The organism is uncultured Formosa sp. (genome assembly GCF_947500765.1).
Taxonomy (GTDB): Bacteria; Bacteroidota; Bacteroidia; order Flavobacteriales; family Flavobacteriaceae; genus Formosa.
Map to the genome: position 1 here is coordinate 22,810 of NZ_CANMTH010000003.1, position 25,387 is coordinate 48,196.

Consider the following 25,387-nt stretch of genomic DNA (forward strand, 5'->3'; position numbering starts at 1 on the left):
AATGATATTAGTTTTTGGAGGAACAACAGAAGGGAAAAAAGTAGCCGCTTTATTAGAAAGTTTGGCTATGCCATTTGTGTATTCAACTAAAACAAATATTCCTTTTGAAGATAATGAAATAGCTCGTTATAGACATGGCGCTTTAGATGAACAACAACTAGAAGAATACCTATTAAACAATGAAATTCATACGATTATAAATGCTTCGCATCCTTTTGCTGAAATATTACATAGTACAATAGCAAAAGTTGCAGAACGTTTAAAAATTCCAGTGATACGATTTGGAAGAAAGTTACTTTCTAAAATAATTAACCCATCTGTATTTTATGTAGATTCTTATGATGCTGCTTTAGAATTGTTTGAAAAGAATCAAATTGTATTAGCGTTAACAGGCGTGCAATCTATTAAAAGATTAAAACCTTGGTGGGAAAAACAGACCACTTATTTTAGAATACTAGATAGACCGGAATCACTAGCTATTGCTGCTGAAAGTCATTTTCCCGAAAAACAATTGATTTTAGGTTTGCCTTCGGAAGATTTAAAAAAAGAGGTTAGTATAATTGAAGCGAACGATATCAACGTTGTTTTAACAAAAGAAACAGGTGATAGTGGATTTTTAAGCACAAAAATTGAAGCTGCTTTACAAACAAATTCACAAATTATTATTATTGAACAGCCAAAAATACCGACATATTTTAAAGTCGTGTTTGATGTTAGTACATTGGAATTACTCATTCTTAAAACATTGAAAATATGAGTTTAAGAGAGATTCCAAAAGGGCCGTTAAGAGAAGGGTTTACAACAGGAACCTGTGCTACAGCTGCAGCGAAATCTGGGTTGATGGCTATTATTCATCAAAAGGAAATCGCTTCTGTAAAAGTTCACTTGCCTATTGATAAAATATTAGAAATTCCTGTGCATCATTGTGAGTTTACAGAAAACACCGCAAAATGTTCTGTAATCAAAGATGCAGGCGACGATCCTGATGTAACTAATGGCGCAGAAATTGGATGTGTTTTGAATTTAACACAAGAAAAAGATATTCAATTTATTGCAGGTGAAGGTGTTGGAACGGTAACGCTTAAAGGCTTAGAATTGGCTATTGGAGAGCCGGCTATTAATCCAGTACCTAGAAAAATGATTACAAGTGCTATTCAAAAACTCTTGCACGCTTACGATTTAGAATGTGGCGTATCTGTGACTGTATATGTTACTAATGGACGAAAGATTGCTAAACGCACACTTAATGAGCGTGTGGGCATTATGAACGGCATTTCCATTTTAGGAACAAGTGGCATTGTTAAGCCCTATTCGTCATCATCTTATATCGCAAGTATAGAGCAAGGTATTGATGTTGCTGTTGCCAATAATGTGACGGAATTGGTCATTAATTCAGGAGCAAGAAGTGAAAAATATTTGTCGGCTAAATTCGATCATTTACCCGAATATGGGTTTATCCATTACGGGAATTGGATAGGGGAAACGCTGACTAAAATCAATCAATGCCCAATTGAAAAAGTTAGCATTGGTATCATGCTTGGTAAAGCTGCAAAATTAGCAGCAGGTATTACCGATACGCACAGCTGTGTATCGAGTTGGAATAAAGATTTTATAGTGCAATTGGCCGAAGAGGTCGGTTTTTATGAAGCAGATAAAATTAAAGCCTTAAATATGGCGGGACGGTTAACCGAATTATTTGATTTTGAACAACACTCACCTTTTTTTCAGTTGTTGCTTAAGCATTGTTACCAGCATACACATATAAAAATGAAACAGGTAGAATTAGATATCTATCTTATAGATAAAAATGGAACACTTATTAAATTTATTAAAAAATGACAGTAATTTCTTTAATTAGGCCATTAATGGCAGGAATACTGCATTCCTTTGAGCCAGATCATGTTACGGCAGTTTCAGTATTAGCTTCCGAAAATAGCATTAATAATAAACGCGTAAACTTTAAATCAGTTTTTAAAGCTTCTCAATGGGCATTTGGACATTCGGCAACTTTATTACTTTTTGGAGGTGCAGCTCTTCTTTTTAAGAGTATGGCAACTTTAGTGGTGCATAATATTTCTTTTTATGCAGAATTAGCTGTTGGCCCTATTATGATTTGGTTAGGGATTGTCGCCATAAAAAGGAATCATGCTATTAATAACATGGTAAAAGATCATAAAAAAATAGAAGCTCACGAACATGATCTTTCTAATCCTATACATCTACATGGTACCAAAGGTGAAGAAATAGCCGTAAATCCAATGAATAAATCATTTTGGATTGGTATGCTGCACGGCTTAGCTGGTACAGGAGGTGCTTTAACATCGGCCTTAGTATTAAGTAGTGATACCATAGGCGAAGCTATTTTAATTCTAGCTGTAGAAAGTCTCGGAATTATTATAGCCATGGGGGTTTATAGTTATGTTTTAATATCTGTAATGAGTCGGTTTTTAGAACGCAATTTATCCATTTTTAAGTGGATGAATGGTATTGCAGGCATGGCTTCTGTAATTATTGGAATGGTTTGGATTTATAACGGTTTTTATGCATAATGAGACAAGGTAAAGCACATATAAATTTTCCGTTTTCTGCCATTGTAGGGCAAGACCATTTTAAGTTAGCACTTATTTTAAATTTGGTAGATCCTCTAATTGGAGGCGTATTAGCAATAGGAGATAAAGGTACAGGAAAAACGACTTTGATTAGATCGTTAACAAGTTTAATGGGAAATCAAGAAAACTATCCTTTTGTTAATTTACCTATTGGTGTTTCGGAAGATCGATTAATAGGAAGTATAGATTTAGAACAATTGATAAATGCTAAAAAAGAAGTTGTGAATCTAGGCTTAATGGCACAAGCACACCAAGGTGTTTTGTATGTAGATGAGGTGAATTTATTGCAAGATTATCTTACCGATATTTTATTAGATGCTGCTGCTTCTGGTAATTATTATTTAGAACGGGAAGGTATTTCACGTTATTTTGAAAGTCGATTTTGCTTAGTAGGTTCTATGAATCCTGAAGAAGGAAATTTAAGACCCCAACTTAAAGATCGTTTTGGTTTAAGTGTAAACATTACAACGTCTGTAGATCCAAAAGTACGTGAGAAAATCATCAAACAACGTTTTGAATTTGATGATGATCCTTTACAGTTTGTCATAGATTATAAAGTTGAAGATGATCGTATTAAATCACGAATTGAAGCTGCTAAAAACAGATTGAAGTCGATACCAATTACTGATGACATTATAGCCTATTGTAGCCAATTAGCCATACAGCATCAAGTAGAAGGGTTACGGGCAGATATTTTACTATTAAAAACTGCCAGAGCTTTTGTTGCCTATCAAAATACTTCTAACATTACCATAAAAGATGTGGATGCTATTGCCGATTTGGTATTAAACCATAGAAGTTTAAATAATGAACCTAATAAGGAAAAATCCTCTCCAGATCAAAACAATCAACCAGAAGAAAAATCTTCAGAAGTTAGTCCTTCAAAAGAAGACAAAGTACAGATGTTGCTTCCTCAAAATAAGTTTCAGAAGTCCAAAGACATCCGTACAAATACCATTCAAAACGGAACACATTCCATTCAAAATTCAGAAGGAAATATTACGTTAATTGATACCAAAAAAACAGTAAGTCAGTATTTAGTAACCGATAAATTCGAATTAAAAAACAAGCGTAAAAATAAGCTTTTAAAACAGCATCATATCTTCTTGATAGATTCTAGTGGTTCCATGTTAAAAGATCAAATTATAGCTTACGCCAAAGGCACGGTAAATAAAATAGCAGAAGCCTCTAAAAATCAAAACACACAGTTTTCTATTATTTCTTTGTTTGACGGAGAAGCACAACACCTTTTAAATAGAACAGGGGCTTTAAAAGCTATTGAAATGGCTTTAACCGCTCTTAAAACAGGAGGGAAAACCAATTTAACCGCTGGTTTTAAACTAGTAAAAGGGGTTTGTTCTGATATAGAATTTAATCATAACCTCCATATTATTACTGATGGTAAATTAAATTCGGAAAACAATTTGGAAGCTACCGTATTGGCTTTTCAAACCTATTGTAAAGGCGTACATACTACTCAAATTATTGATGCCGAACAAGGCATGGTTAAAATCGGTGTTGCTTCTGATTTAGCCAACCGAATTAATGCGAATTATGAACGTTTAATCACAGACAATGAGCACTAAAATAGTACATATTATTACAGGTGGACAGCGCTCTGGAAAAAGTGAATATGGCGAGACAATTGCTTTAAATCTAGACGATGCTCCTACGTATTTAGCTACCTCTAAATATTGGGACGATGAATACCGTAAACGTATTGAAATCCACAAACAAAGGCGTACAGATCATTGGACAACTATTGAAGAGGAACTCAATATTAGTAAAATAACGGCAGTTAATAAGGTGTTGTTTGTAGATTGTATTACACTTTGGATCACTAATGTTATGTATCATTTTAAATACGATGCGACTTTAAGTTTCGACTTTGTTATTAAAGAGTGGAATGTATTATGCGAGAACAACAATATTGTAATTGCAATTACAAATGAAATTGGTTTAGGCGTAATACCTATGGAAAAAGCAACCCGGCAATTTGTAGACTTACAAGGAAAAGTGAATCAATACATCGCCAAGAAAGCAACTAAGGTAGACTTTATGGTTTCTGGAATTCCAATACATACAAAAGGATGATAAAACAACTCATCATATCGGCTCCAAGTAGTAACGCAGGTAAAACAACCCTTACTTTAGGTTTGTTGCGTGTATTGAAACGTAAAACAAAAGCGGTACAGCCTTTTAAAGTTGGTCCGGATTATATAGACACAAAGTTTCATCAATTGGCTTGTGGACAAACAGGTGTCAATTTAGATTTGTTTATGATGTCTCAAGAAGATATTAACAACAATCTAAATTTTTACGGTAAAGATTCTCAAGTAAATTGCATCGAAGGTGTAATGGGTTTATTTGATGGTGCTCAAAAAGACAAAGGTAGTACGGCAGAAATGGCTAAGAAATTAGAAACACCCGTTTTATTGGTGATTGATGCTAAAGCGGTTGCCTATTCTGTTGCGCCGCTTATTCAGGGTTTTGTCAATTTTGATGCAGAAGTAAAAGTAATGGGTGTTGTTTTTAACCGTGTCGGTTCCGAAAGGCATTATACCATGTTGCAAGAAGCTTGTGAGGATATTGGAGTGCAATGTTTTGGTTATTTATCAAACTTAAAAAACATTGAAATTCCATCACGGCATCTTGGGTTAAATATTCAGGAAATAGAAAAATTTGATATTCTGATTGATGAAATTGCTGATGCTTTAGAAACAACCATGGATTGGAAAGCAATATTAGAAGCTTCAAAAGATGTGGTTTGTATCCCTATTTCATCCGAAGAAAAAAATCTTACTGAAAAAATAAAATTTGCGGTCGCTAAAGATGAAGCTTTCAACTTTATATACCCTCAAAATATAACAGCAATGGAACAATTAGGGATTGTTCAGTTTTTTAGCCCTATTCACGATACTGAGATTCCTGATTGTGATTTTATATATTTTCCCGGAGGCTATCCTGAGGTTTATTTAAAAGAATTGTCTAGTAATAAAGAAATGCTTGCTAGTATTAAAACATTTGCAGAAAATGATGGTGAAATATATGCAGAATGTGGAGGGATGATGTACTTAGGGAAATCTATTATTTCTGAAGATAATGAACCTTTTGAAATGGTTAATTATTTTGATTTTGAATCTACAATAGCTGATAAAAAGCTGCATTTAGGATACCGTACTTCTACTATTAATGAGCATATTTTTAAAGGACACGAGTTTCATTATTCTAGTTTGATACATGATAATGAAACAACAAGTAACGCCACCATTACAAATGCTGTAGGTGTTTGTACATCAACAAAAATTTATAAAAAGCAGAATGTTATGGCGTCTTATGTGCATCATTATTTTGGTACAACAGAAACGCTGATACAATTGATTAACGAAATAAAAAATAACAGATGAAAATTTATACAAGAAAAGGAGATAAAGGTACTACAGGCGTTTTTGGAGGAAAACGAACCTTTAAAAATTCGGCACGAATTGAATGTATTGGTACGTTAGATGAGGTGAATTCTACCATTGGCTTAATGCGCTCTAAACTAGGTAACGATCACGAATGGCAACCAAATTTACATCGTGTTCAAAAGGATATGATGAATATGATGTCGCATTTGGCACGTCCGTCGGATTCTAAAAAAGAAAACCCAAATCCAAAACCAGAAGACGGTCCAGAGTTTTGTGAACATTGGATGGATGAAATGGAAGAAAAAATCACGTCTCCTTCAGATTATTTTTTACTACCGGGTGGTAATGAAATATCGGCGCTTTGCCATGTGTGTAGAACACAAACCAGACGAGGCGAAAGGCAATTGGTTACACTAATGCAAGAAGATCCAGACTGTGTTCACGATTATATTATGAGCTATGTTAACCGGTTATCCGATTTGTTTTTCACCATGGCGAGAGCAGAAATGGACAAGTATGGCGTAGCCGAAGAAAAATGGAATTTATTTTTATATAAACGAAAGAAGACAGCAAAATAATTTAAGGCAATTCAGAAAAAAAACAATTTAATACATAACAGTTTAACCTTTAAAAACAAATATTATGCACATTGAACCAGGAATAGTAGATTCAGCGAAAATCGGGCTTTCATACGTAACAGCCGCAGTCGCCATTATGGGAGTAGCAAAAGCTTCATTTAGCAACATTAAAAAGACCAATCCGTTGACTTTTTTAGTCAAATCTGTTGCAACTACAGCTTTAGTCTTTACATTTTTTCAAGTATTACCACATTATTCCGTCGGTGTTTCAGAAGTTCACTTTATTTTGGGATCCACATTATTTTTACTCTTTGGACTCGCACCTGCTAGTATTGGTCTGGCACTAGGTTTATTAATTCAGGGCGCATTCTTTGCACCAATTGATTTACCACAATATGGAATGAATGTTACCACCTTACTTATCCCTTTAATGGCACTTTCTTATGTTGCTAATAAAACGATAACAAAAGATACGCCTTATATTAAATTGAAGTATGCACAAGTTTTAAAATTGTCTTTAGTGTACCAAGCAGGAATTGTTGGTTGGGTTACATTTTGGGCTATATATGGTCAAGGTATTGGCGTAGAAAACCTATTAAGCATTCTTAGTTTTGGTGGCGCTTATATGTTAGTGGTGTTAATAGAACCATTAGTAGATTTGGGGGTATTAGCCATCGCAAAATTCTCTGCAAATAGATTTCATAAAACGACCTTTTTTGAAAAACGACTTTATAACGCTGTACAAGCATAAGTGGTTATTTAAAAGAATTAATAATTTTCAATTTATAAAACATGAATAAAATACCAATTACTATCGTTACCGGATTTTTAGGTGTGGGAAAAACGACCTTAGTACATAATATGCTAAAAAATGCCCATGGAAAGCGTATTGCTGTTTTGGTAAACGAATTTGGAGAGGTAGATGTCGATGGGCAACTTATCGCATCTTCTGAATGTGGTGATGAAGGGTGTAACTTAATTCAATTACCAAACGGATGTATTTGCTGTACGGTGCAAGAGGAGTTTTTACCTTCTATGTTGCGGTTGTTAGAACGTAAAGATGAAATTGACCATATTGTTATAGAAACATCGGGTTTATCTATGCCTAAGCCCTTAGTGAAAGCCGTAAACTGGCCCGATTTAAAACCTCATATTACTATAGATTCTGTGATTACGGTGGTAGATGCTGTAGGCATAGCTACTGGAGAAATTTGTGATAGAGAGCGTGTACAAGCACAACGCTTAGCCGACGATTCTTTAGACCACGAAACGCCTATTGAAGAATTGTTTTTAGATCAATTAGTTTGTGCAGATTTGATTTTAGTTAGTAAAAGCGATTTAGTTGATGATGCCAAGTTTGAAGAAATTACTAAAATAATCACGGCTAAAGCCAGACCAAACACTAGAATTATTCCTGTTGTAAATGGTGAATTAGATAATACCTTGCTATTGGGAGTTGAAGCGTCTGCAGAAGATGATGTAGATAACCGTCATTCCATTCACGAAGCGCATCATAAACACGGCAATCACCACCACCATAATGATGATGTTAAAACGGTTTTACTAGAATATGCTGAAACAGCAGATATTAAAACTTTAGTAAAAGAGTTAAAAGCACTTGTAGCACAACACGAAATTTATAGAATTAAAGGTTTTGTAAACATACCAAACAAACCGATGCGTATGGTTTTACAAGGCGTAGGCTCTCGTTTTGATTACTATTTTGAAAGACCTTGGGGAGCTACTGAAAATCGTAAAACAACTATTGTCGTTATTGGTAAAAACATAGAACTTACGGAAGAGAACAACATAAAGACGCATGCACATAGTCATAGTCACGACCATGAGCACGGGCATTCTCATTAAAAGAGTAATTATAAATTTTTAATGTTAAATTATAAATGATGAAAGTCTTAATTAATTATAAATTTTGATACTAAATTATAAATGATGAAAGAGAACATTATAAAAGATAAAAGTTTTAATTTTTCTTTACAAATAATTCAACTTTATAAAGAGTTGCAGTTTAACAAAGAATATGTTTTGTCTAAACAGTTATTAAGGAGTGGTACAAGTATTGGAGCTAATGTTTCTGAATCAGAAGCTGCTTTAACCAAGAAAGATTTTATTCATAAACTGTCTATATCTTCAAAAGAAGCTAGAGAATCACTTTATTGGTTAGAATTATTAGAACAAAGTAGATTGGTTGATTTAAACTATACCTCTTACATTAGAGATGTAAAGGAATTGATTAGAATATTAACATCAATTATTAAAACTTCTCAAGCTTCGTTAAGTAAATAATTCAACATTAAAAATTTATAATTTAACATTCTTATAAAAAGTGCATTTAATTTCTACCATACCAGGCGGCTGGAATCCTAATGATGAAGGGGTGTTTTACATCGATCAATCTCCGGGAGACATCGTGTTTTTATCTTCGGCAGATTCCGATTTGTTTATGATGAACACTGCCTACAAATTAATACATGATTCTGTAGGCCATGTTCCTTCATTCAGGTTTGCCAACCTTAGCTATTTTAAGCAAGAACTCACTATTGATACGTATGTTGAAGATGTGATTACTACGGCCCAAATTGTTGTACTTAAACTTTTAGGCGGTAAAGGGTATTATAATTATCTGTGCGAAGCGATTTCAGAGTGTTGTGAAGAGCATAACATTCAATTGGTGTTTTTACCAGGTGATAATAAACCCGATTTAGAATTGATGCAATCTTCTAATATTCCATTAAAAGAAGTCGATTTAATTTGGAAATATATACAGTCTGGTGGTATCGAAAATTGTCAATCTGCATTGCAATTAATTAGTAATAGAATTACGAATTTAAATGTAGCTCCCAATCCAATTCAGACCATTCCCGATTTATTTCTGTATCATCCTAATCAGGGAATTTGGGATGCAACACCTATAACAGAAAAAAAGGAGGCAGTTATTTTTGGCTATAGAAGTTATTATTTATCTAATAATTTAGAGCCTATTCATAGTCTTATTAGCGCTTTAGAGGGCGAAGGTATCGCCTCTGTAGTACTTATGGCGGCGGGCTATCGCGATCATGATATTCAGCAACAAATTTTCGACTTATTAAAAACGCATCACATAGAAACCCCTCAAGTTATTATAAATACTACAGGTTTTAGTGTGCAAGGATTTCATGAAACGTCAGAAAGTTTGTTTGATGTGTTTAACGTTCCTGTGATTCAGGCCATCATGGGAAGTTGTAATCGTGAAAGTTGGCAGGAAGGTAGTTTTGGCTTACCACCTACAGATATAGCTATGAATATAGCTTTGCCAGAAGTGGATGGTAAAATTATATCAAAAGTCATTTCTTTTAAAGAAGCTGTAGAAAAAGATGCTTTAACCGATTCTGAAGTGGTTTCTTATGTCTCAAATAATGAAGGCTGCGAATTTGTAGCTCAAATGGCTAAAGCGTGGTTAAACCTTCAGAATACGACTAATTCAGTTAAAAAAATAGCTTTAGTTTTGCCTAATTACCCCAATAAAAACAGCCGATTAGCCAATGGTGTGGGGTTAGATACGCCACAAAGCACCTTGCAGATATTAGCGCAATTGGCAGATGAAAATTATAGCTTAGCTTCAGATTATCCGAAAACCACAAAAGACCTTATACATAAATTAACCAATTCGGTTACCAACAGTTTAGAAACGATAAATACGTTAAACGAACGGCATGCTATTCAGTTAGATGAGGTTGTGTTTTATCGTTATTATAATCAATTATCAGCTAAGCTTCGTGAGACTATTGAAGCCCAATGGGGGCCTCCAAAAGCATCTCCCAATTATCAGAACGGACATTTTTTAATTCCAGGGTTTATTTCAGAAAACGTATTGGTAAGCATTCAGCCAAGTCGAGGGTATAATTTAGATTTACAAGCCAGTTATCATTCGCCAGATTTACCACCACCACCAGCGTATTTGGCCTATTATATTTGGTTACAACACGATTTTAAAGCAGATGCTTTGGTGCATATTGGTAAACATGGAAATTTAGAATGGTTACCCGGTAAAAGTGTCGCTTTAAGTAAAGAAACGTGTTTTCCTGCGGCTATTTTAGGGGCAATACCTCATTTTTACCCGTTTATTATTAACGATCCCGGGGAAGGCACTCAAGCAAAACGAAGAAACCAGGCTATTATTTTAGATCATTTAATTCCGCCCATGACACGGGCCGAGAATTATGGCGATTTATTAAAGTTAGAACTATTAATTGATGAGTTTTATGAAGCCGCTTTAGTCGATAAAAGAAGAGCTACACTTATTAAAACTAAAATTGAAACTCTTGTCAATGAAACCCATCTTAAAGCCGATTTAAATGAAGATGGAAAAGACATTGATGCTTTATTGGAAGTTATTGATGGGTATTTATGCGAATTAAAAGAATCCCAAATAAGGGGAGGTTTACATATTTTAGGACAATTGCCTGCCAATGAAAAACTAATCGATTTAATTGTCGCTTTACACCGTTTACCGCAAGCCGATTTAAAAGGAATCACTCAATGTTTAGCAGATGATTTACAACTTGGCTTCGACCCTATAAACGTAGTGTATTCTGATTCTTTTGAAAAAGAGATTTTAGGTATTCATTGCAGAACTTACGGACAAGCGGTTGAGTTATTAGAGAACAAGGCTAAAAATTTGGTAACTCAATTATTCAATAATGATGTACTTGAAAATATTGGTCAATATACACAACAAATACTAAGTTATATACAACAACATACATTGCCCGTTTTAAATAAAACAAGCCATGAAATAGCGCATTTGATTAAGGGATTAAACGGACACTATATTCCTGCTGGTGGTTCTGGTGCGCCTACACGTGGTCGATTGGATATTTTACCCACAGGGCGGAATTTTTATTCGGTAGATGTCCGTACCGTTCCCTCAGAAACCGCCTATCAATTGGGTGAAAAAAGTGCCAAAAACATTATAGATCGCTATTTACAAGAACATGGAGAATATCCTACGTCTATTGGTCTCTCTGTTTGGGGAACGTCTACTATGCGCACCAGCGGAGACGATATTGCACAAGCTTTAGCTTTAATTGGAGTAAAACCCGTTTGGCAAGGCAGTAACCGACGCGTTAAAGATTTTAAAGTACTTTCTACCTTAGAGTTAAAACGACCACGAGTAGATGTTATGCTGCGTATTTCTGGGTTTTTTAGAGATGCTTTTCCCGATTTAATTTCCTTATTTAATGCTGCGGTAGAAAAAGTAGCGTCATTAGATGAAACCGAGGAACAAAATCCTATTAAAAAACGTTTTGATGAGGAGAAAAAGCAATGGCAAGATGAAGGTTTAGATGAAAAGCAAGCTAATGAAAGAGCGTTATATCGTGTGTTTGGATCGAAACCTGGTGCTTACGGAGCTGGATTACAAGGTTTAATTGATGGGAAAAACTGGACCACATCAGACGATTTAGCACAAGCGTATATTAATTGGAGTGGCTATGCGTATTACGGAAAAAACAATAGTGGCACTTCTGCTCACGAAACCTTTAAAACACGATTATCGTCTATAGAAGTGGTGATGCAAAATCAAGATAATCGAGAGCATGATATTTTAGATTCCGATGATTATTATCAGTTTCAAGGCGGAATGACAGTCGCAGTACATACCATAAAAGGTTCACAACCCGAAACCTATTTTGGAGATCATTCTCGACCAGATCATCCGAAGGTAAAAACGTTGAAAGAAGAGTTGTTAAAAGTATTCCGTTCTCGGGTCGTGAATCCGAAATGGATGCAAGGGATGCGCGAACACGGTTACAAAGGTGCTTTTGAAATGGCAGCCACTATGGATTATTTGTTTGCCTATGACGCAACCACTAACTTGATAGAGGATTTTATGTATGAACAAATTACCGAAAATTATTTGTTTGATGAGGAGAACAAAGCATTCGTAGAAGAACACAATCCGTGGGCATTAAAAGACATGTCTGAGCGCATGTTAGAAGCCATTCAAAGAGGCATGTGGGAAAATCCATCAGAAGAAACCATTGAAGCCTTAAAAGCACTTTATAAAGAATCAGATAATATAACAGAATAACATACTATGAAAACATTTAATATTGAAACACCAGATCAGGCTATTTTAGCAGATTTACATCACAAAGTAAATAATAAAACAAAACCTGTTGGTTCTCTGGCAGATTTAGAAGTTGTTGCTGTAAAAATAGGTGTTATACAACAAACGTTAACACCTAAATTAAGTAAACCAACGATTGCTTTATTTGCAGCCGACCATGGTATTGCCGAAGACGGTGTTGTAAATCCCAATCCGCAAGAAGTGACTTGGCAAATGGTGTATAATTTTTTAAGTGGTGGTGCCGGTATTAATGTGTTTACAAGACAGCACAACATTGCATTAAAAGTGATTGATTCGGGAGTGAAATATGATTTTAAACATTGTAAAGGACTTATTCATGAAAAAATTGATTTAGGCACAAAAAATTACCTGTATCAACCTGCAATGACTAAAGCGCAATGTGATATGTGTATTGAAAAAGGAGCAGCTATAGCCACCCGTATTTATTCGGAAGGGTCTAATATTATTGGTTTTGGAGAGATGGGTATTGGTAATACCAGTTCGGCATCTTTGTTAATGAGTACGTTGTTGGGCATGCCAATTGAAGATTGTGTTGGACGAGGCGCAGGGTTAGATAGTGCAGGTGTTATTGCTAAAAAGCAGGTGCTTAGAGCGGTTATAGATAAACACAGTTCTGTTTCATCTCCGGAAGCCATTTTACAAACCTTTGGTGGTTTTGAAATCGCGATGATAGCTGGAGCGATGTTACAAGCCGCAGAATTAAAAATGGTTTTATTAATAGATGGTTTTATCATTACGTCTGCTTTGTTAGTGGCTTCTAAACTGAATCCAGCAGTGATAGATTATTGCATTTTTGCACATACTTCTGGAGAACCTGGACATCAAAAATTATTAGATTATTTTAAAGCTAAACCTTTATTAAATTTAGGATTACGATTAGGTGAAGGTACAGGAGCAGCCATTGCTTTTCCTTTAGTACAATCGGCAGTGCATTTAATAAATGAAATTGCCAGTTTTGACAGTGCAAGCGTGTCTAATAAAGGGAATGAATGAAAAAAGAAATTCAAATATTCTTTACAGCATTAATGTTTTACACTAGGATTCCCATTCCTAAGAGCATACCATTTAACAAAGAGTATTCAATAGCGTCTGTTAAATATTTACCGCTTATTGGTTTGTTGGTCGGCGGATTTTCTGCAGGAATATTAATGTTGTCGCTTACTATTTTACCTGTTTCTGTTGCGGTAACAATCTCCATGATTAGTGGTTTGTTATTAACAGGCGCATTTCATGAAGATGGTTTGGCGGATACCGTTGATGGTTTTGGAGGCGGATGGAACAAAGCAAACATTCTTTTGATTATGAAGGATAGCACGATAGGAGCTTATGGTGCGATAGCTTTAGTTATGGCGCTTTTATTGAAGTTTCAATTATTAGTGGCTTTGGTCGAGTTACCGGTTGCCCATGGAATTCCTACTCCATATTTTGTTTTATTTGTTTTGCTTGCAGGTCATAGTCTTAGTAGGGTGTTAGCTGTTAGTGTTATGATTACGCATGAATATGCTCGTGTAAATGACGACACTTCAAAATTAAAAGCAATAACACCAGAGGGTTTAAAATGGACCAGTCCAGCATTTATTTTAGCGCTTGCGTTTGCTTTGTTTCCATTGTTTTTATTTCAAACCCCTTATGTTTTTTTGTTGCTTGTTCCTGTTTATTTGGTAAGGCTGTTACTGACTCGTTTTTTTAATACATGGATTGGCGGTTATACCGGAGATTGTTTGGGAGCTATTCAGCAAATTTGTGAAATTATATTTTACTTAAGTATACTTATACTATGGAAATATATTTGATAAGGCATACTACGCCCGAGATTGAAAAGGGTATATGTTATGGAGATAGTGATATTCCTTTAAAAGATAGTTTTGCTTTAGAAGCCGAAACGGTTTTGAGTGCCCTTCCAACGTATTTAGAAAAAGTATATTCCAGTCCTTTGCAGCGGTGTACACAATTGGCTCATGTTATTTCAGAAGATATTACCACAGATACTCGTTTAAAAGAACTTTATTTTGGTTCGTGGGAACTTAAAAAATGGAGTGATATACCTTTTGATGAGATACAGCCTTGGTATAATGATTGGGTGAATACACCAACGCATAACGGGGAGTCTTATCAGGACCTGCAACATCGCGCCACAGCATTTATAGAAGACTTACCACAGCACTACAATTGCATCGCTATTGTTACACATTCGGGGGTAATAAGAAGCCTATGGGCCTATTTTAACGCTATAGATTTAAAAGATTCTTTTAATGATTTGGTTATTGCATATGGTGCTGTTTTAAAAATAAAGTATTCAAAAATATAAGCCTAATATAGAATAGGAGCGTCTTTAAGTTGAGGATGGAAAGTAATGTTACATTATAAAATTTGTAGTCTTATAATTTGTAATGCTATAATTATACATGGGGTTACTATATGTATTCATTACTATAAGCATGGTATAACCACGCTATAACCCCTACGTTGCCCCGTCTTTGCCATATCTGTTGTCGCAGTAAGTAACGGTGTTATTCTGAAATTAAATTGATACTATTAGCGATGGATTTTTATTATAGTCTGAAATTGTTTTTCATGTTTTCTAGTTACAATTTTAAATAGAACGTGATTGTTTTGTCTATCCGGAGCATTTCCGATTTTTTAGTGACAGGCGAACCCACGTTTAAAGATGTGATGGCAATTATTTTAGATTTGGTTTAAACGATACAAGCTCAATGTAGGTCTATACTGCGCTTGTATGTCATTTTTAGCAACTCTATACCATAACTGGCAGAGACTATAGGCGTTTGACTAACAGTTGGTATGCACCTTATTTTGACGTTTTAAATTACTTTTGATGATTATGGTTTTCAGTAAAAAGATATCATAGAAATGTTTTATTTTTAGGAACATTAATTTTAATAGGGCTTTTGGGCTTGATGGACTTAGGTTTGTTTTGGTTTCAAGAACTTGGCTACAATTATAAGAAAACTATATTTATGAAAAAAAAACTACTTGATTTCTTATTAATTGCTTCAAAAACACTTGAAAAATTACATTTTAAATTTTCTGAGAAAAAATTAGAAAAGTTAGATTATTCATCTCTTTCTCCAATTGCTAATGGAGATAAAGAAGGTCATTACTCAAAAGCTTTACAATGGGCACTTGAAAATCGTGAGGAAGAGGATATAAAAAATATAGCACTTACTGGATCATATGGCTCAGGTAAAAGTACAATTCTGAAAACTTTTCAAAATAACTATAAAGGAACTGAATTAGAATTTCTAAATATTTCTTTAGCAACATTTAAAGAAGAAAAACCAAAATTTGATAAACTAGGTAACCCTATTGAAAAAGACAAAGAAGAACTTTTAAGATTAATAGAAACAAGTATTTTACAACAAATATTTTATCACGAGGAAGATAAAAATATTCCAGATTCCAGATTCAAAAAAATTAAAAGTTATAGTGGGAAAAAACTTTTATTTACTACAGTCGGTATTCTACTATTCATAATAGCTTTATTAAATTATTTTAATCCATATATTATACAAAGTGTTTTTAAAGATAACCCTTTAAGTATTTTTATTTGCAACGCATTACACTACAGTAGTATTTTAATAATTATAATTGGCATTTTCTTTTTAATTTATAAATCCATTAGAATTATTAGTTCTATAACAATTAATAAGTTTAAGTTTCAAAATGCTGAAATAGGAATTGGAGAAAGTATTAACAAGTCTATATTGAACCATCACTTAGATGAAATCCTTTATTTCTTTTCAATAAGACCTTATAACATTGTAATTATAGAAGACCTTGACCGTTTTGAAGAAACTGAAATCTTTACAAAGCTTAGGGAAATTAACCTTCTATTAAACAACTCTGAAAAAACCAAAAAGAAAAACATCACATTCATATATGCTGTAAGAGATGATATGTTTTCAGACAATGAAAGAATTAAGTTTTTTGATTTTATAATTCCCGTTATCCCAGTAATTAACTCATCAAATTCAAGTGAAATTTTACTACGCAAGAAGGAAAAATATAATTATGATTTAACAGATACTTTTATTGAAGACATATCCTTTTTTATAGATGATATGCGTTTACTTCATAATATCTCTAATGAATTTTACTTGTATAAAGTAAAACAAGGTGAAACTCCTTTAAACCAAGATAAATTATTTGCGATTATTACTTATAAAAACAAATACCCTAATGATTTTGTTTCTTTAAGTAAAAATGAAGGGCATTTATATAATATTCTAAACTCCAAATCAAAATATGTAAATCAAGAGGTCAATCAAATAGAAGAAAAAACATCTGTTTTGAAAGAAGAGATTAAAAATCTAGAATTGGTAAACATCAAAAGTATTAAAGAACTTCGCCAATTATATATAATTCGAGTAATCGAAACATTAGATAATTTTAATTCTTTAGTCCTTAATAAGGAAACTATCACTATTGATGATTTATTAAAAGATGAAAACTTTGAATATTTAAAAAGTAATAAGTTATTTTATCAATCATCTTACCATAATAGAGGTTATAATAGAACTGAATATCCAATTAAGAAAGTAGAAATTTCATTTTCTGAAATTGAAAAAAAGGTTGATTCAAAAAAATCTTACACTGATAAGGAACAAGAAATTATCGATATTAAATCAAATAAATCAAACTCTTTAAGGCAAGAAATACAAAAACTTGAAAAACAAAAAAATATAACTAGAAATTTAAACATTTCTGAATTATTACAATCAAATAAAAAAATTGATTTAAATATAAATGAAGATTTAGATAAGGATTTTATTACAATATTAATTAGAAATGGATATATCTCGGAAGATTATATTGATTACATTTCTTTGTTTCACGAAGGTAGTATAACAAGAAATGACCATAAATTTATTATCAATGTAAGAAATAGACAAAAATTAGAGTTTGAATATAAACTTTCAAAAATTGATAAAGTAATTTCAAAAATAAATCCAGTTGATTTTAACTCTGAATATATCTTGAATTATGATTTATTAGACTGTTTACTTAAAAATCATAAAACGAATAATATACCTTTAGAATATATTTTTACCAAATTAAAAGATGAATCCTCAGCTTCTATTCTATTCATAAATGGTTTTATTGAGAGAACAGAAAATTTAAATCTATTTATTAAAACATTATGTAGCTATTGGATTGGTATTTGGGGATATTATGTGAATGATGTTTCGTATTCTGATCAACAACTAAATAAAACATTAAAATACATCATAGAATATGCAGATATTGAATCTATAATTAAAATAGATAAACAATCTAATCTAAAAAATCATCTAACAAAAGACCCTGAAATTTTAAACATCACTTTTAACAATGATAAATTAATAAGTGTCATCTCTGATTTACAATTAAAATTTATTGATTTAGACTTTGAGAATTCCCCAGAAAACATTTTAGATTTTATTTACGAGAATAATCATTATGATTTTAACGAAAAAATAGTTCGTGAAATTGTGATAAAATATGGTGAATTTGAACAAGTGAGTTTTGATAATTCCAATTACTCTTCTCTTAAAAACTCCAAATCTGATAGTCTTATTAATTATATAGAAGCTAACATAGATGACTACATAAAAAATATTTACTTAAAGCTTGAGAAGAATATTAATGAGGAACAAAAAGCTTATTTAGGATTATTAAATCACTCAGAATTAAGTTTAAAGCTTAAAAAAGAAGTCATTAAAAAAGTAGTTACAAAAATATCTGATGTTTCACTTATTGAGGATATTAATTTACTATCATTTGCTATCGAAAATAATAAGATAGAACCTAAATGGAATAATTTATTGTATTCTTTTAGAGTTTCAGAAGATAAAATATTAAACTCAACTATTGACTTCATTAATAATATTGAAAATGCAAACAAATTAGCAAAAGTAAAAATACCAACTAAAGTTAATGATGAAAACATTTTTGGTGTATTCTGTGAACTTTTAATCCTATCAAATGATATCGAAAATAAATCCTTTGATTTAATTACAAACTCAGTTCCTTGGAGCTATAGCGGATTAAATATTGATAATCTTGATAAAGAAAAAGTTAAATCATTAATCAAGAATAAAGTAATTAGTCCAACAATTGAAAGTTTTAATATTTTAAAAGAAAAATATCAGACGTCAGCCATTGAGTTGTTAGAGAAATATAAATCTAAATTTATTGAAAAAATTGAGGAACTCGTTTTAGATTCAAATGATGTAGAATTAATTTTAAAATCGACAACACTAAACAACTTAGAAAAACTTAAGTTTTTAGAAACTTGTTCAAATGACACTATTGCATCAAACTCCGAGAATTTAAAATTAATAAGTCAACTTATATTAAATGATAGTTCATTTCGAATAAATGAGTTGCTTTTCAAAGATTTAATCATAAACAAATGTGTACCGATTGCTAATAGAATAAAATTATTCAATAAGAATCTTTTTAGTGCAGATGTAACTTTCATTGAAAAATTCTTAAACAACTTAGATAGCAGTTATGAAAAAATCACAAATAGAGATAAAAGAGCGAAAATTCAAGACAATCCTGATAATAGAGAATTATTGACTAATTTGAAACGGAAAGATTACATTTCAAGTTTTTCAGAAGGTTTCTTTGGCTTAAGAGTAAATCATAAAAGGAAATAATATAGTCTTTTAAAAACACGCACCTAATTACGGTTTTCCCGCAACCCGATTAGTCTAATTTGTTTTACTTTTAAGTTTAGTATATATAATTAAGACTCTTTGCGAGATAGACTTTGGTTTGTTTGGTATAATGGGAGTTGGGCAAAATTAAAGACCATGAAAATAATACCCCTTTTTGTCATATTATTTACACTTTCCCAATCTATTTATGCTCAAAATAAAAAAATTGAAATAACTTATGAAAGAAAAAGCGATAAAAGTATCGAGTTCTATTATAAGAAAAATGTTCCAGGAAGTTATTATTTAACCCTTGAGTTTGATAATCTTGAAAACTGTAATTGTAGTAAAACATATGAAAAAGTAATAAAATATGTTTCAGGATCTTTATTTACCTTACATCCTGCTAACACTAAAAAAGGAATTTCTTTTTCTTATAAAATAAAATATGTAATGGGAAATCCTGACCCCAAAATAAATGAAAACATAGTGTATGTTCTTCCTTTTAAGACAGGAAAATCTATAAAAATACTTGAAGCGTCAAATGTTGGAGAAAAATATTTTGGAAATGAAAAACCTATTGACTGGAAATCTTTTATTGTATACTCAAATCAACCAGACACTATTTACTCTATGAGAAAAGGAATAGTCGTTAAAATAAGTGATACATATAAAAATGACGATGAAATTAATAAGACCTATACCAGTAAAAGAAATCTTATATTAATAGAACATGAAGATGGTTCTTATGCTACTTATAAGGGATTTGATAAAAATGAAATATTTGTAAAATTAGGACAGGAAGTTTACCCGCATACTACTTTAGGAAAATTAGAAAAATTTAATAAAACAAATTATCGATTAGATTTTAATACTTTTCATTATCTCAAAAACTTATTAGATGCTACTAAAAGTACAATAAGTAATAGAGATTATAAAATTAAATATATAAATCCAACGTTTTACATAGATAATTCAAACAGAAAAATTCAGTCCAAAGAAATTTCTAATGTATCATTTAATGAGGACCTCAAATTGCAAGAGTTTTCAAAGCGAGACAAGAAAAAATATAAGAAAAACCCTAATGAATTTGAGTAAAAACTATGTTTAATACGCTACTGCAGTAAAACACAACTAAAACCGTATTCACTCTTCACTTAACTTAAAAATATACATCTAATTACGGTTTTCCTATAATGGTGTTAGGCTAATTTGGTTTACTTTTATGTTCTATTCTGGTACTTATAGCTGCTTTTGTAAAAATAGTTATTACTACAAAAAAAGATGATAAATAATCTTGCTTTTTGTAAAATCCAGCCTTAAAGGTTATTTTAAACGCTTCACTTTATTCTATTTATAGCAGATTAATCTCTCAGTTTTATTTTGTTATTTACGGAAAAATAGATTGTAATTAAGTCTTACTGTTTATTGAATTACCACTATTTATATATTTAATCTTTTTAGGTAATTATTTGGTTTGAATACTAGGGGAGTGGTCGAGACTATTAGTGCAAGGCTAATTATTTGTTCGGTATTATCTGAAAAGAATGTTCCTTTAGATGACCTAAAAGAAATAAATATAAAGGAGGATGCAAAAGTTATTCTTTATGTTAAATGGTTTAATTTAAAGAATAAAAGTTATGTAACATTTATAGTCTTTCTTGATGTGCATGGCAATTACTTGTTACAATCAAGTGAATATAAATTTAAAGCGAGAAAGAAAACTCATAATACATGGAATTCTAGAAAGTTCAATAAAATTATTGTCCCCGAAGGCATTGTAAATATTAGAATAATTTTAGAGCATGAAATAGAAATTAAATATACATTGGAATACTGTATTACAGTACAGGCAATTATCGCGTTGTTTTAACAGCATTGAATGCGATTGAGCATGAAATAATTGCGTGTTCTCCTTTTTTTACCAAGATTAGAATAGAGTATTTGCTAACTTTGGTATTTAAAATGCGCAACAAACCTTTTAAAAAAGTTGTGAGTTACCTTGAATGCGCCAAGGCTTCTTCAATTTAAACTTAATTTTATTCATTTTAATGATAGATTTAGAACATCAATTAAAAAATCCCGTTTGGTATTCCTTAAATGAAACTCATAAAAAATATGCTGTAGACCTTGATGGCGTACAGTTTTATAACCCAGAGATTTGTCCTTTTGGGGCTTTTTTCGATGAAACAAAAACAGCAAAAGCTTCAAATACATATTTAGAAACGTCGGAAGATTTCTTCTATGTTTCAGAGTGTCAAACACCAATTGTAGATGAAAGCAAGGTTTTTTTAGAACGAAAAGTAAATGGTTGTCAGATGGTTTTAAACACGTTAACAGACGTACAAATCACAGAAGAAATTGTGCTGTTAGATGACACTTTTATGGATGAGATTTATGATTTAGTCTGGTTGGTTATGCCTGGTTATTATAAAAAAAGAACCTTTGAAATGGGAAATTACTATGGTATATTTAAGCATGGTAAATTAGTTTCTATAGCCGGACAACGTATGCAAACACATCTTTTTATTGAAGTTAGTGCTGTTGTAACTCATCCAGATTATACTAGAAAAGGACTGGCTAAACAATTAATAGCCTATAATACAAAAGCCATTTTAAAAGCACATAAAACACCTATTTTACATACAAACAAAGGAAACGTAGCAATTTCTCTTTATAAAAAATTAGGATACGAGTTAACTCGAGATATGAATTGGTGGTTGTATCGAAAAAAATAAGTGTTTTGCCAAGTTAACTTAGAACTGATATAAAAAAATACTTTATATTAAGTTAATAGACATTAATAATATAAGCTTACAAAATCTATCACTTGATTTTGTAAGCTTTTTTTATGATATGGTCTTCGATTGCAAGTTGTGGTAATTTAAACAAAACAAAATAATTTGTCTTAAAACATCGTCTTTTACGGTTTCCCGTTTTTATACTTAGTAGTAAAGAATTATATTTAGTAAATAAATTAACATTATCCCTTTTTTTAGTCTTGATAAGCGATTATTTAGTTTTGATAAAAGGAGTTGCAAACAATTAAAGGAGGAATGAACACTTATTAAACGAATGTAAGAGGTATGAGAGAAGAGGACGGAATTATAATTTATGGCTTTTTAAAAAGATTAAGTAATGAGGGAGAATTAATGCTTAATGATTTAGATGTTGATTTTTCAGGCTCTCCTCAGTTTATGAGGATTGTTGATTTTATGAAATCCAATGGTTTTATAAAAAGCAAAGGAAGCGAATACAATGCTAGAAACTATGTTTACATTATGCCTAATGGAGAGTCTGTTTTGAAATTCAATAGTTGGAATGAATACAATGAATACCTAGTAAAAGAAGCAAACAAACTAATTCAAGAAAAGAAAGAAGAAAAAGAATCTGAAAAAAGAATTAGAGAACTAACAGAAGAAAAATTAATATACGAGAAAACTATAAGAGGTTTAGAGGAAGAATTAAAAATATCTAGTTTATTGAAAAATTGGTGGTGGATAATAGCAGCAGCTATAGGACTTGGAGTATATCTAAGAGGATTTCTTTTTTAAGCAATATTAGATAGAAAACTATTAATCCAATCCAAGCAAAAAACGTTTTAGAGTATCTATTGAGTTTATTCAATAATTCTATTCTTTTTTCAAGCTTACGAATTTTATAATGATTTCTTATTATTTCACTATTATATGAATTTGACTTATCACTCATAACTTAAAATAGGATTTTTAAATAATTAACTATAAAACTAAATAATATGGAAACAGAAAAATTAACAGAAGAAGAAAAGATTGATGCAGCAAATTTCGGAAAAAGACACAAAAACAAACCTTTTTCAGATATACTAGTTTTAGCTTACGACCAAGATAAAAGAGAGTCAATAGACTTATTTTTCCAAGAGATAGTTAAAAGCAACTCTGAATTAAGTAGTTATTTTGATAAGCATTTTTTAGAAAAAGCTAAACTTATGTTGCAATCTCTGTATGACAACTCAAATGTTATTGACAAGGATCTTCAAAAGTATCTAAATAACATCGAGATTGGTCTAAAAAGGTTTTAAGCCCGCTTCTTATCGACTTCATTTTTTCTTTTGAGATATGCTTTTTAATTTGAGGGAAAGTTGTGGAATGAATAAATAGAGTTTTACTTATTAATTTAGGTATAATATCTTGACTTAACTCAAGTACATCTTTTGTTAAATCTATGTTTTCAGAAACTTCTTCCAAAACAGACGAATATGATTTATCACTCGCTTCCATAATAATTAACTGTGTGCAACAATGTGTATAATTAATAAGGGTTACATCTTTGCTTTAAATTGATTTTTGTTTTAGTTGTAATCGCTTGATGAATGTTTAGTTTATACTATACCCTTACTAATCATACACCGAGCGTTGTGTGTAATATCTCACTTATACCCTGAATTCAAACCTCCATTCAATAACTTAATTAAGTCTTAATTGTAATTTATTTAACAAATTTGAGGAAACTATTTTTGTAGTATTACTAACTCAAAATAAATAATATGAAATTTAAAATACTTTTATTTACGATTTTTCTTACAAAATTATTAATTGCACAAGACAATAATTATTCTGCGATTCTAATAAACAAAGAAACTAAAAAACCCGTTTTTGGAGCATCAATTACATTAGAAAAAAACATAATCTGTATTAGTGATGAAACTGGAAAAATTGAATTTAAAACTAATATTGAAAATAATGGCAAATACGTAAAAATCACACACCTTTCTTATGAAACCGATTCTATTCTCATTAATAAGATAAATGATAAATCACGTAAAATAAAACTAATTGAGAAATTTACAAATCTGGATGAAATAGTAATTATTGCAAAACTTAAACTTACCAAAAAGGAAATTATAAAAAATGCAGTTAAACAGTTTCAAATTTCAAGCAGAGACAAACCATACTGGGCATCTATAAATTACAAACAAACTTTGAATTATAATGCAGTTCCTCAAGCATACTACGAAATGAATGGACACGCATTTATGATTGGAAAAAAAACAAATATGGCATTTGACCCAATTTTAATTCCAAATCAAATTAGGAGAACTAAAGAAAATGAAAAAATTACAAATTTATGGAATGTTAAAAAAAACGTTGAATTACTAAAAGTGGGTCACGACATTGCACGAATTAATCTATCTAGCTTTAGCTGTTTTAAATCTACACATCCTTTGAGCAAATCTGGAAGTAAATCTTTTGAATTTAAAATTAATAATATCGAGACCATTTATAATGAAGAGTACTATGTTATTGATTTTAAACAAAATAGAACAATTCATAAAAAACGTTATTTGTTTAATATGAATGGCCAACTATGGGTAAGCAAGAAAGATTTTACTTTAAAAAAATTAAATGTAGGGTTTGATTTTGACAAAATATCTTATAACCAAATTGAAATTAATTACGAAACAATAAATGAAATAATTTATCCATCAAAAATTTATACAGAAAGATTTTGCTATAAAAATTTTAACGACATTAATATATCAAATTTTATTGTTAAGAGTTCTTTAATATTTAATAAAATAGATATTAAAGAAAGAGATAACTATAGGAAAATATATCCACCCTATATGTTAGGATTTTTAACATCTAATATTTATCACGATGATTATTGGAAAAACTATCCAATATTAGACGAACAATATAAAAAAGATGTTACACAAATTATTGGAAATCAAAATTGGAATTTAGCTTTTTTAGATGGTGCAAATGAAGTACAATACAATCAAAATTCTATAATAGATAAAGGAATTAAATTATATAAAAAACAAAATTTAGACTTGTTAAATAGAATGAAAAAAGATTTAAACATTGAAAATTAAATAATACTACACACAACACCATATAAACTTTATTGCTAACTATTTGCTTACTTGCGAAAGTCCTCGCGGACTTTCTTCGTTGGTAATTATTTAGTAACTTTACTGCTAAACCAACGCAACAAA

General features: G+C 31.3%; 21 protein-coding genes. All 21 read left to right on the forward strand.

Going from position 1 to position 25,387, the window contains the following annotated elements; translation table 11 throughout:
* The first annotated feature begins 1 nt into the window (after position 1).
* The gene (locus tag Q1B05_RS06340; RefSeq protein WP_299778791.1) at positions 2–757 is read left to right on the forward strand and encodes a precorrin-6A/cobalt-precorrin-6A reductase; all 756 of its coding nucleotides are present in this window, start codon (positions 2–4) and stop codon (positions 755–757) included.
* Positions 754–1,839: a cobalt-precorrin-5B (C(1))-methyltransferase CbiD gene (gene cbiD / locus Q1B05_RS06345; RefSeq protein WP_299778793.1), complete on the forward strand. Its 1,086-nt coding sequence runs from the start codon at positions 754–756 to the stop codon at positions 1,837–1,839. Before Q1B05_RS06340 ends, cbiD begins: the two co-directional genes overlap by 4 nt.
* Positions 1,836–2,549, forward strand: coding sequence for a hypothetical protein (locus tag Q1B05_RS06350; protein WP_299778795.1), 714 nt, complete (start codon positions 1,836–1,838; stop codon positions 2,547–2,549). Before cbiD ends, Q1B05_RS06350 begins: the two co-directional genes overlap by 4 nt.
* Positions 2,549–4,195 (forward strand): AAA family ATPase, encoded by a 1,647-nt coding sequence (locus tag Q1B05_RS06355; RefSeq protein ID WP_299778797.1) that lies wholly within the window; start codon positions 2,549–2,551, stop codon positions 4,193–4,195. Before Q1B05_RS06350 ends, Q1B05_RS06355 begins: the two co-directional genes overlap by 1 nt.
* Positions 4,185–4,703, forward strand: coding sequence for a bifunctional adenosylcobinamide kinase/adenosylcobinamide-phosphate guanylyltransferase (locus Q1B05_RS06360; RefSeq protein ID WP_299778799.1), 519 nt, complete (start codon positions 4,185–4,187; stop codon positions 4,701–4,703). The genes Q1B05_RS06355 and Q1B05_RS06360 overlap by 11 nt, the downstream gene beginning before the upstream one ends.
* Entirely contained in the window at positions 4,700–6,016 is a 1,317-nt protein-coding gene (locus tag Q1B05_RS06365) for a cobyrinate a,c-diamide synthase (protein ID WP_299778801.1), read from the forward strand. Before Q1B05_RS06360 ends, Q1B05_RS06365 begins: the two co-directional genes overlap by 4 nt.
* Entirely contained in the window at positions 6,013–6,597 is a 585-nt protein-coding gene (locus Q1B05_RS06370) for a cob(I)yrinic acid a,c-diamide adenosyltransferase (RefSeq protein ID WP_299778803.1), read from the forward strand. The genes Q1B05_RS06365 and Q1B05_RS06370 overlap by 4 nt, the downstream gene beginning before the upstream one ends.
* 64 nt (positions 6,598–6,661) lie before the next feature.
* The gene (locus Q1B05_RS06375; RefSeq protein WP_299778805.1) at positions 6,662–7,348 is read left to right on the forward strand and encodes an energy-coupling factor ABC transporter permease; all 687 of its coding nucleotides are present in this window, start codon (positions 6,662–6,664) and stop codon (positions 7,346–7,348) included.
* A gap of 41 nt (positions 7,349–7,389) precedes the next feature.
* Positions 7,390–8,463: a cobalamin biosynthesis protein CobW gene (cobW, locus tag Q1B05_RS06380; protein WP_299778807.1), complete on the forward strand. Its 1,074-nt coding sequence runs from the start codon at positions 7,390–7,392 to the stop codon at positions 8,461–8,463.
* An 81-nt stretch (positions 8,464–8,544) separates the two neighbouring features.
* Positions 8,545–8,901 (forward strand): four helix bundle protein, encoded by a 357-nt coding sequence (locus Q1B05_RS06385; protein WP_299778809.1) that lies wholly within the window; start codon positions 8,545–8,547, stop codon positions 8,899–8,901.
* A 40-nt stretch (positions 8,902–8,941) separates the two neighbouring features.
* Positions 8,942–12,685: a cobaltochelatase subunit CobN gene (gene cobN / locus Q1B05_RS06390; RefSeq protein ID WP_299778811.1), complete on the forward strand. Its 3,744-nt coding sequence runs from the start codon at positions 8,942–8,944 to the stop codon at positions 12,683–12,685.
* Between the two features lie 6 nt (positions 12,686–12,691).
* Positions 12,692–13,738, forward strand: a complete 1,047-nt coding sequence (cobT, locus tag Q1B05_RS06395) for a nicotinate-nucleotide--dimethylbenzimidazole phosphoribosyltransferase (protein ID WP_299778813.1) — start codon at positions 12,692–12,694, stop codon at positions 13,736–13,738.
* On the forward strand, positions 13,735–14,538 hold the full coding sequence (locus Q1B05_RS06400) for an adenosylcobinamide-GDP ribazoletransferase (protein WP_299778815.1): 804 nt from the start codon (positions 13,735–13,737) through the stop codon (positions 14,536–14,538). Before cobT ends, Q1B05_RS06400 begins: the two co-directional genes overlap by 4 nt.
* The gene (cobC, locus tag Q1B05_RS06405; RefSeq protein WP_299778817.1) at positions 14,523–15,053 is read left to right on the forward strand and encodes an alpha-ribazole phosphatase; all 531 of its coding nucleotides are present in this window, start codon (positions 14,523–14,525) and stop codon (positions 15,051–15,053) included. The genes Q1B05_RS06400 and cobC overlap by 16 nt, the downstream gene beginning before the upstream one ends.
* A 670-nt stretch (positions 15,054–15,723) precedes the next feature.
* Positions 15,724–19,410: a hypothetical protein gene (locus Q1B05_RS06410; protein WP_299778819.1), complete on the forward strand. Its 3,687-nt coding sequence runs from the start codon at positions 15,724–15,726 to the stop codon at positions 19,408–19,410.
* Positions 19,411–19,566: 156 nt separating this feature from the next.
* Positions 19,567–20,505 carry a hypothetical protein gene (locus Q1B05_RS06415; RefSeq protein ID WP_299778820.1) on the forward strand — a complete coding sequence of 313 codons (939 nt, stop codon included), beginning with the start codon at positions 19,567–19,569 and terminating at the stop codon, positions 20,503–20,505.
* 379 nt (positions 20,506–20,884) lie between these two features.
* Positions 20,885–21,280 (forward strand): hypothetical protein, encoded by a 396-nt coding sequence (locus Q1B05_RS06420; protein ID WP_299778821.1) that lies wholly within the window; start codon positions 20,885–20,887, stop codon positions 21,278–21,280.
* A 178-nt stretch (positions 21,281–21,458) separates the two neighbouring features.
* Positions 21,459–22,145, forward strand: a complete 687-nt coding sequence (locus Q1B05_RS06425; protein WP_299778822.1) for a GNAT family N-acetyltransferase — start codon at positions 21,459–21,461, stop codon at positions 22,143–22,145.
* A gap of 348 nt (positions 22,146–22,493) precedes the next feature.
* Positions 22,494–22,961, forward strand: a complete 468-nt coding sequence (locus tag Q1B05_RS06430) for a hypothetical protein (protein WP_299778823.1) — start codon at positions 22,494–22,496, stop codon at positions 22,959–22,961.
* A gap of 203 nt (positions 22,962–23,164) precedes the next feature.
* A complete protein-coding gene (locus tag Q1B05_RS06435; RefSeq protein WP_299778824.1) occupies positions 23,165–23,467 on the forward strand; it encodes a hypothetical protein in 303 nt (100 codons plus the stop codon).
* A 465-nt stretch (positions 23,468–23,932) separates the two neighbouring features.
* Complete coding sequence (locus Q1B05_RS06440) at positions 23,933–25,264, forward strand: hypothetical protein (RefSeq protein ID WP_299778825.1); 1,332 nt, start codon at positions 23,933–23,935, stop codon at positions 25,262–25,264.
* The last annotated feature ends 123 nt before the right edge of the window (positions 25,265–25,387 follow it).

What these genes read in the sequence shown, in the direction of transcription:
- cobC (WP_299778817.1), top strand. Translation starts at nt 14,523, where the DNA reads ATGGAAATATATTTGATAAGGCATACTACGCCCGAGATTGAAAAGGGT.
- cbiD (WP_299778793.1), top strand. Translation starts at nt 754, where the DNA reads ATGAGTTTAAGAGAGATTCCAAAAGGGCCGTTAAGAGAAGGGTTTACA.
- Q1B05_RS06360 (WP_299778799.1), top strand. Translation starts at nt 4,185, where the DNA reads ATGAGCACTAAAATAGTACATATTATTACAGGTGGACAGCGCTCTGGA.
- Q1B05_RS06350 (WP_299778795.1), top strand. Translation starts at nt 1,836, where the DNA reads ATGACAGTAATTTCTTTAATTAGGCCATTAATGGCAGGAATACTGCAT.
- Q1B05_RS06365 (WP_299778801.1), top strand. Translation starts at nt 4,700, where the DNA reads ATGATAAAACAACTCATCATATCGGCTCCAAGTAGTAACGCAGGTAAA.
- cobT (WP_299778813.1), top strand. Translation starts at nt 12,692, where the DNA reads ATGAAAACATTTAATATTGAAACACCAGATCAGGCTATTTTAGCAGAT.
- Q1B05_RS06440 (WP_299778825.1), top strand. Translation starts at nt 23,933, where the DNA reads ATGAAATTTAAAATACTTTTATTTACGATTTTTCTTACAAAATTATTA.
- cobW (WP_299778807.1), top strand. Translation starts at nt 7,390, where the DNA reads ATGAATAAAATACCAATTACTATCGTTACCGGATTTTTAGGTGTGGGA.
- Q1B05_RS06355 (WP_299778797.1), top strand. Translation starts at nt 2,549, where the DNA reads ATGAGACAAGGTAAAGCACATATAAATTTTCCGTTTTCTGCCATTGTA.
- Q1B05_RS06430 (WP_299778823.1), top strand. Translation starts at nt 22,494, where the DNA reads ATGAGAGAAGAGGACGGAATTATAATTTATGGCTTTTTAAAAAGATTA.
- Q1B05_RS06435 (WP_299778824.1), top strand. Translation starts at nt 23,165, where the DNA reads ATGGAAACAGAAAAATTAACAGAAGAAGAAAAGATTGATGCAGCAAAT.
- Q1B05_RS06400 (WP_299778815.1), top strand. Translation starts at nt 13,735, where the DNA reads ATGAAAAAAGAAATTCAAATATTCTTTACAGCATTAATGTTTTACACT.
- Q1B05_RS06340 (WP_299778791.1), top strand. Translation starts at nt 2, where the DNA reads ATGATATTAGTTTTTGGAGGAACAACAGAAGGGAAAAAAGTAGCCGCT.
- Q1B05_RS06370 (WP_299778803.1), top strand. Translation starts at nt 6,013, where the DNA reads ATGAAAATTTATACAAGAAAAGGAGATAAAGGTACTACAGGCGTTTTT.
- Q1B05_RS06425 (WP_299778822.1), top strand. Translation starts at nt 21,459, where the DNA reads ATGATAGATTTAGAACATCAATTAAAAAATCCCGTTTGGTATTCCTTA.
- Q1B05_RS06410 (WP_299778819.1), top strand. Translation starts at nt 15,724, where the DNA reads ATGAAAAAAAAACTACTTGATTTCTTATTAATTGCTTCAAAAACACTT.
- Q1B05_RS06385 (WP_299778809.1), top strand. Translation starts at nt 8,545, where the DNA reads ATGATGAAAGAGAACATTATAAAAGATAAAAGTTTTAATTTTTCTTTA.
- Q1B05_RS06415 (WP_299778820.1), top strand. Translation starts at nt 19,567, where the DNA reads ATGAAAATAATACCCCTTTTTGTCATATTATTTACACTTTCCCAATCT.
- Q1B05_RS06375 (WP_299778805.1), top strand. Translation starts at nt 6,662, where the DNA reads ATGCACATTGAACCAGGAATAGTAGATTCAGCGAAAATCGGGCTTTCA.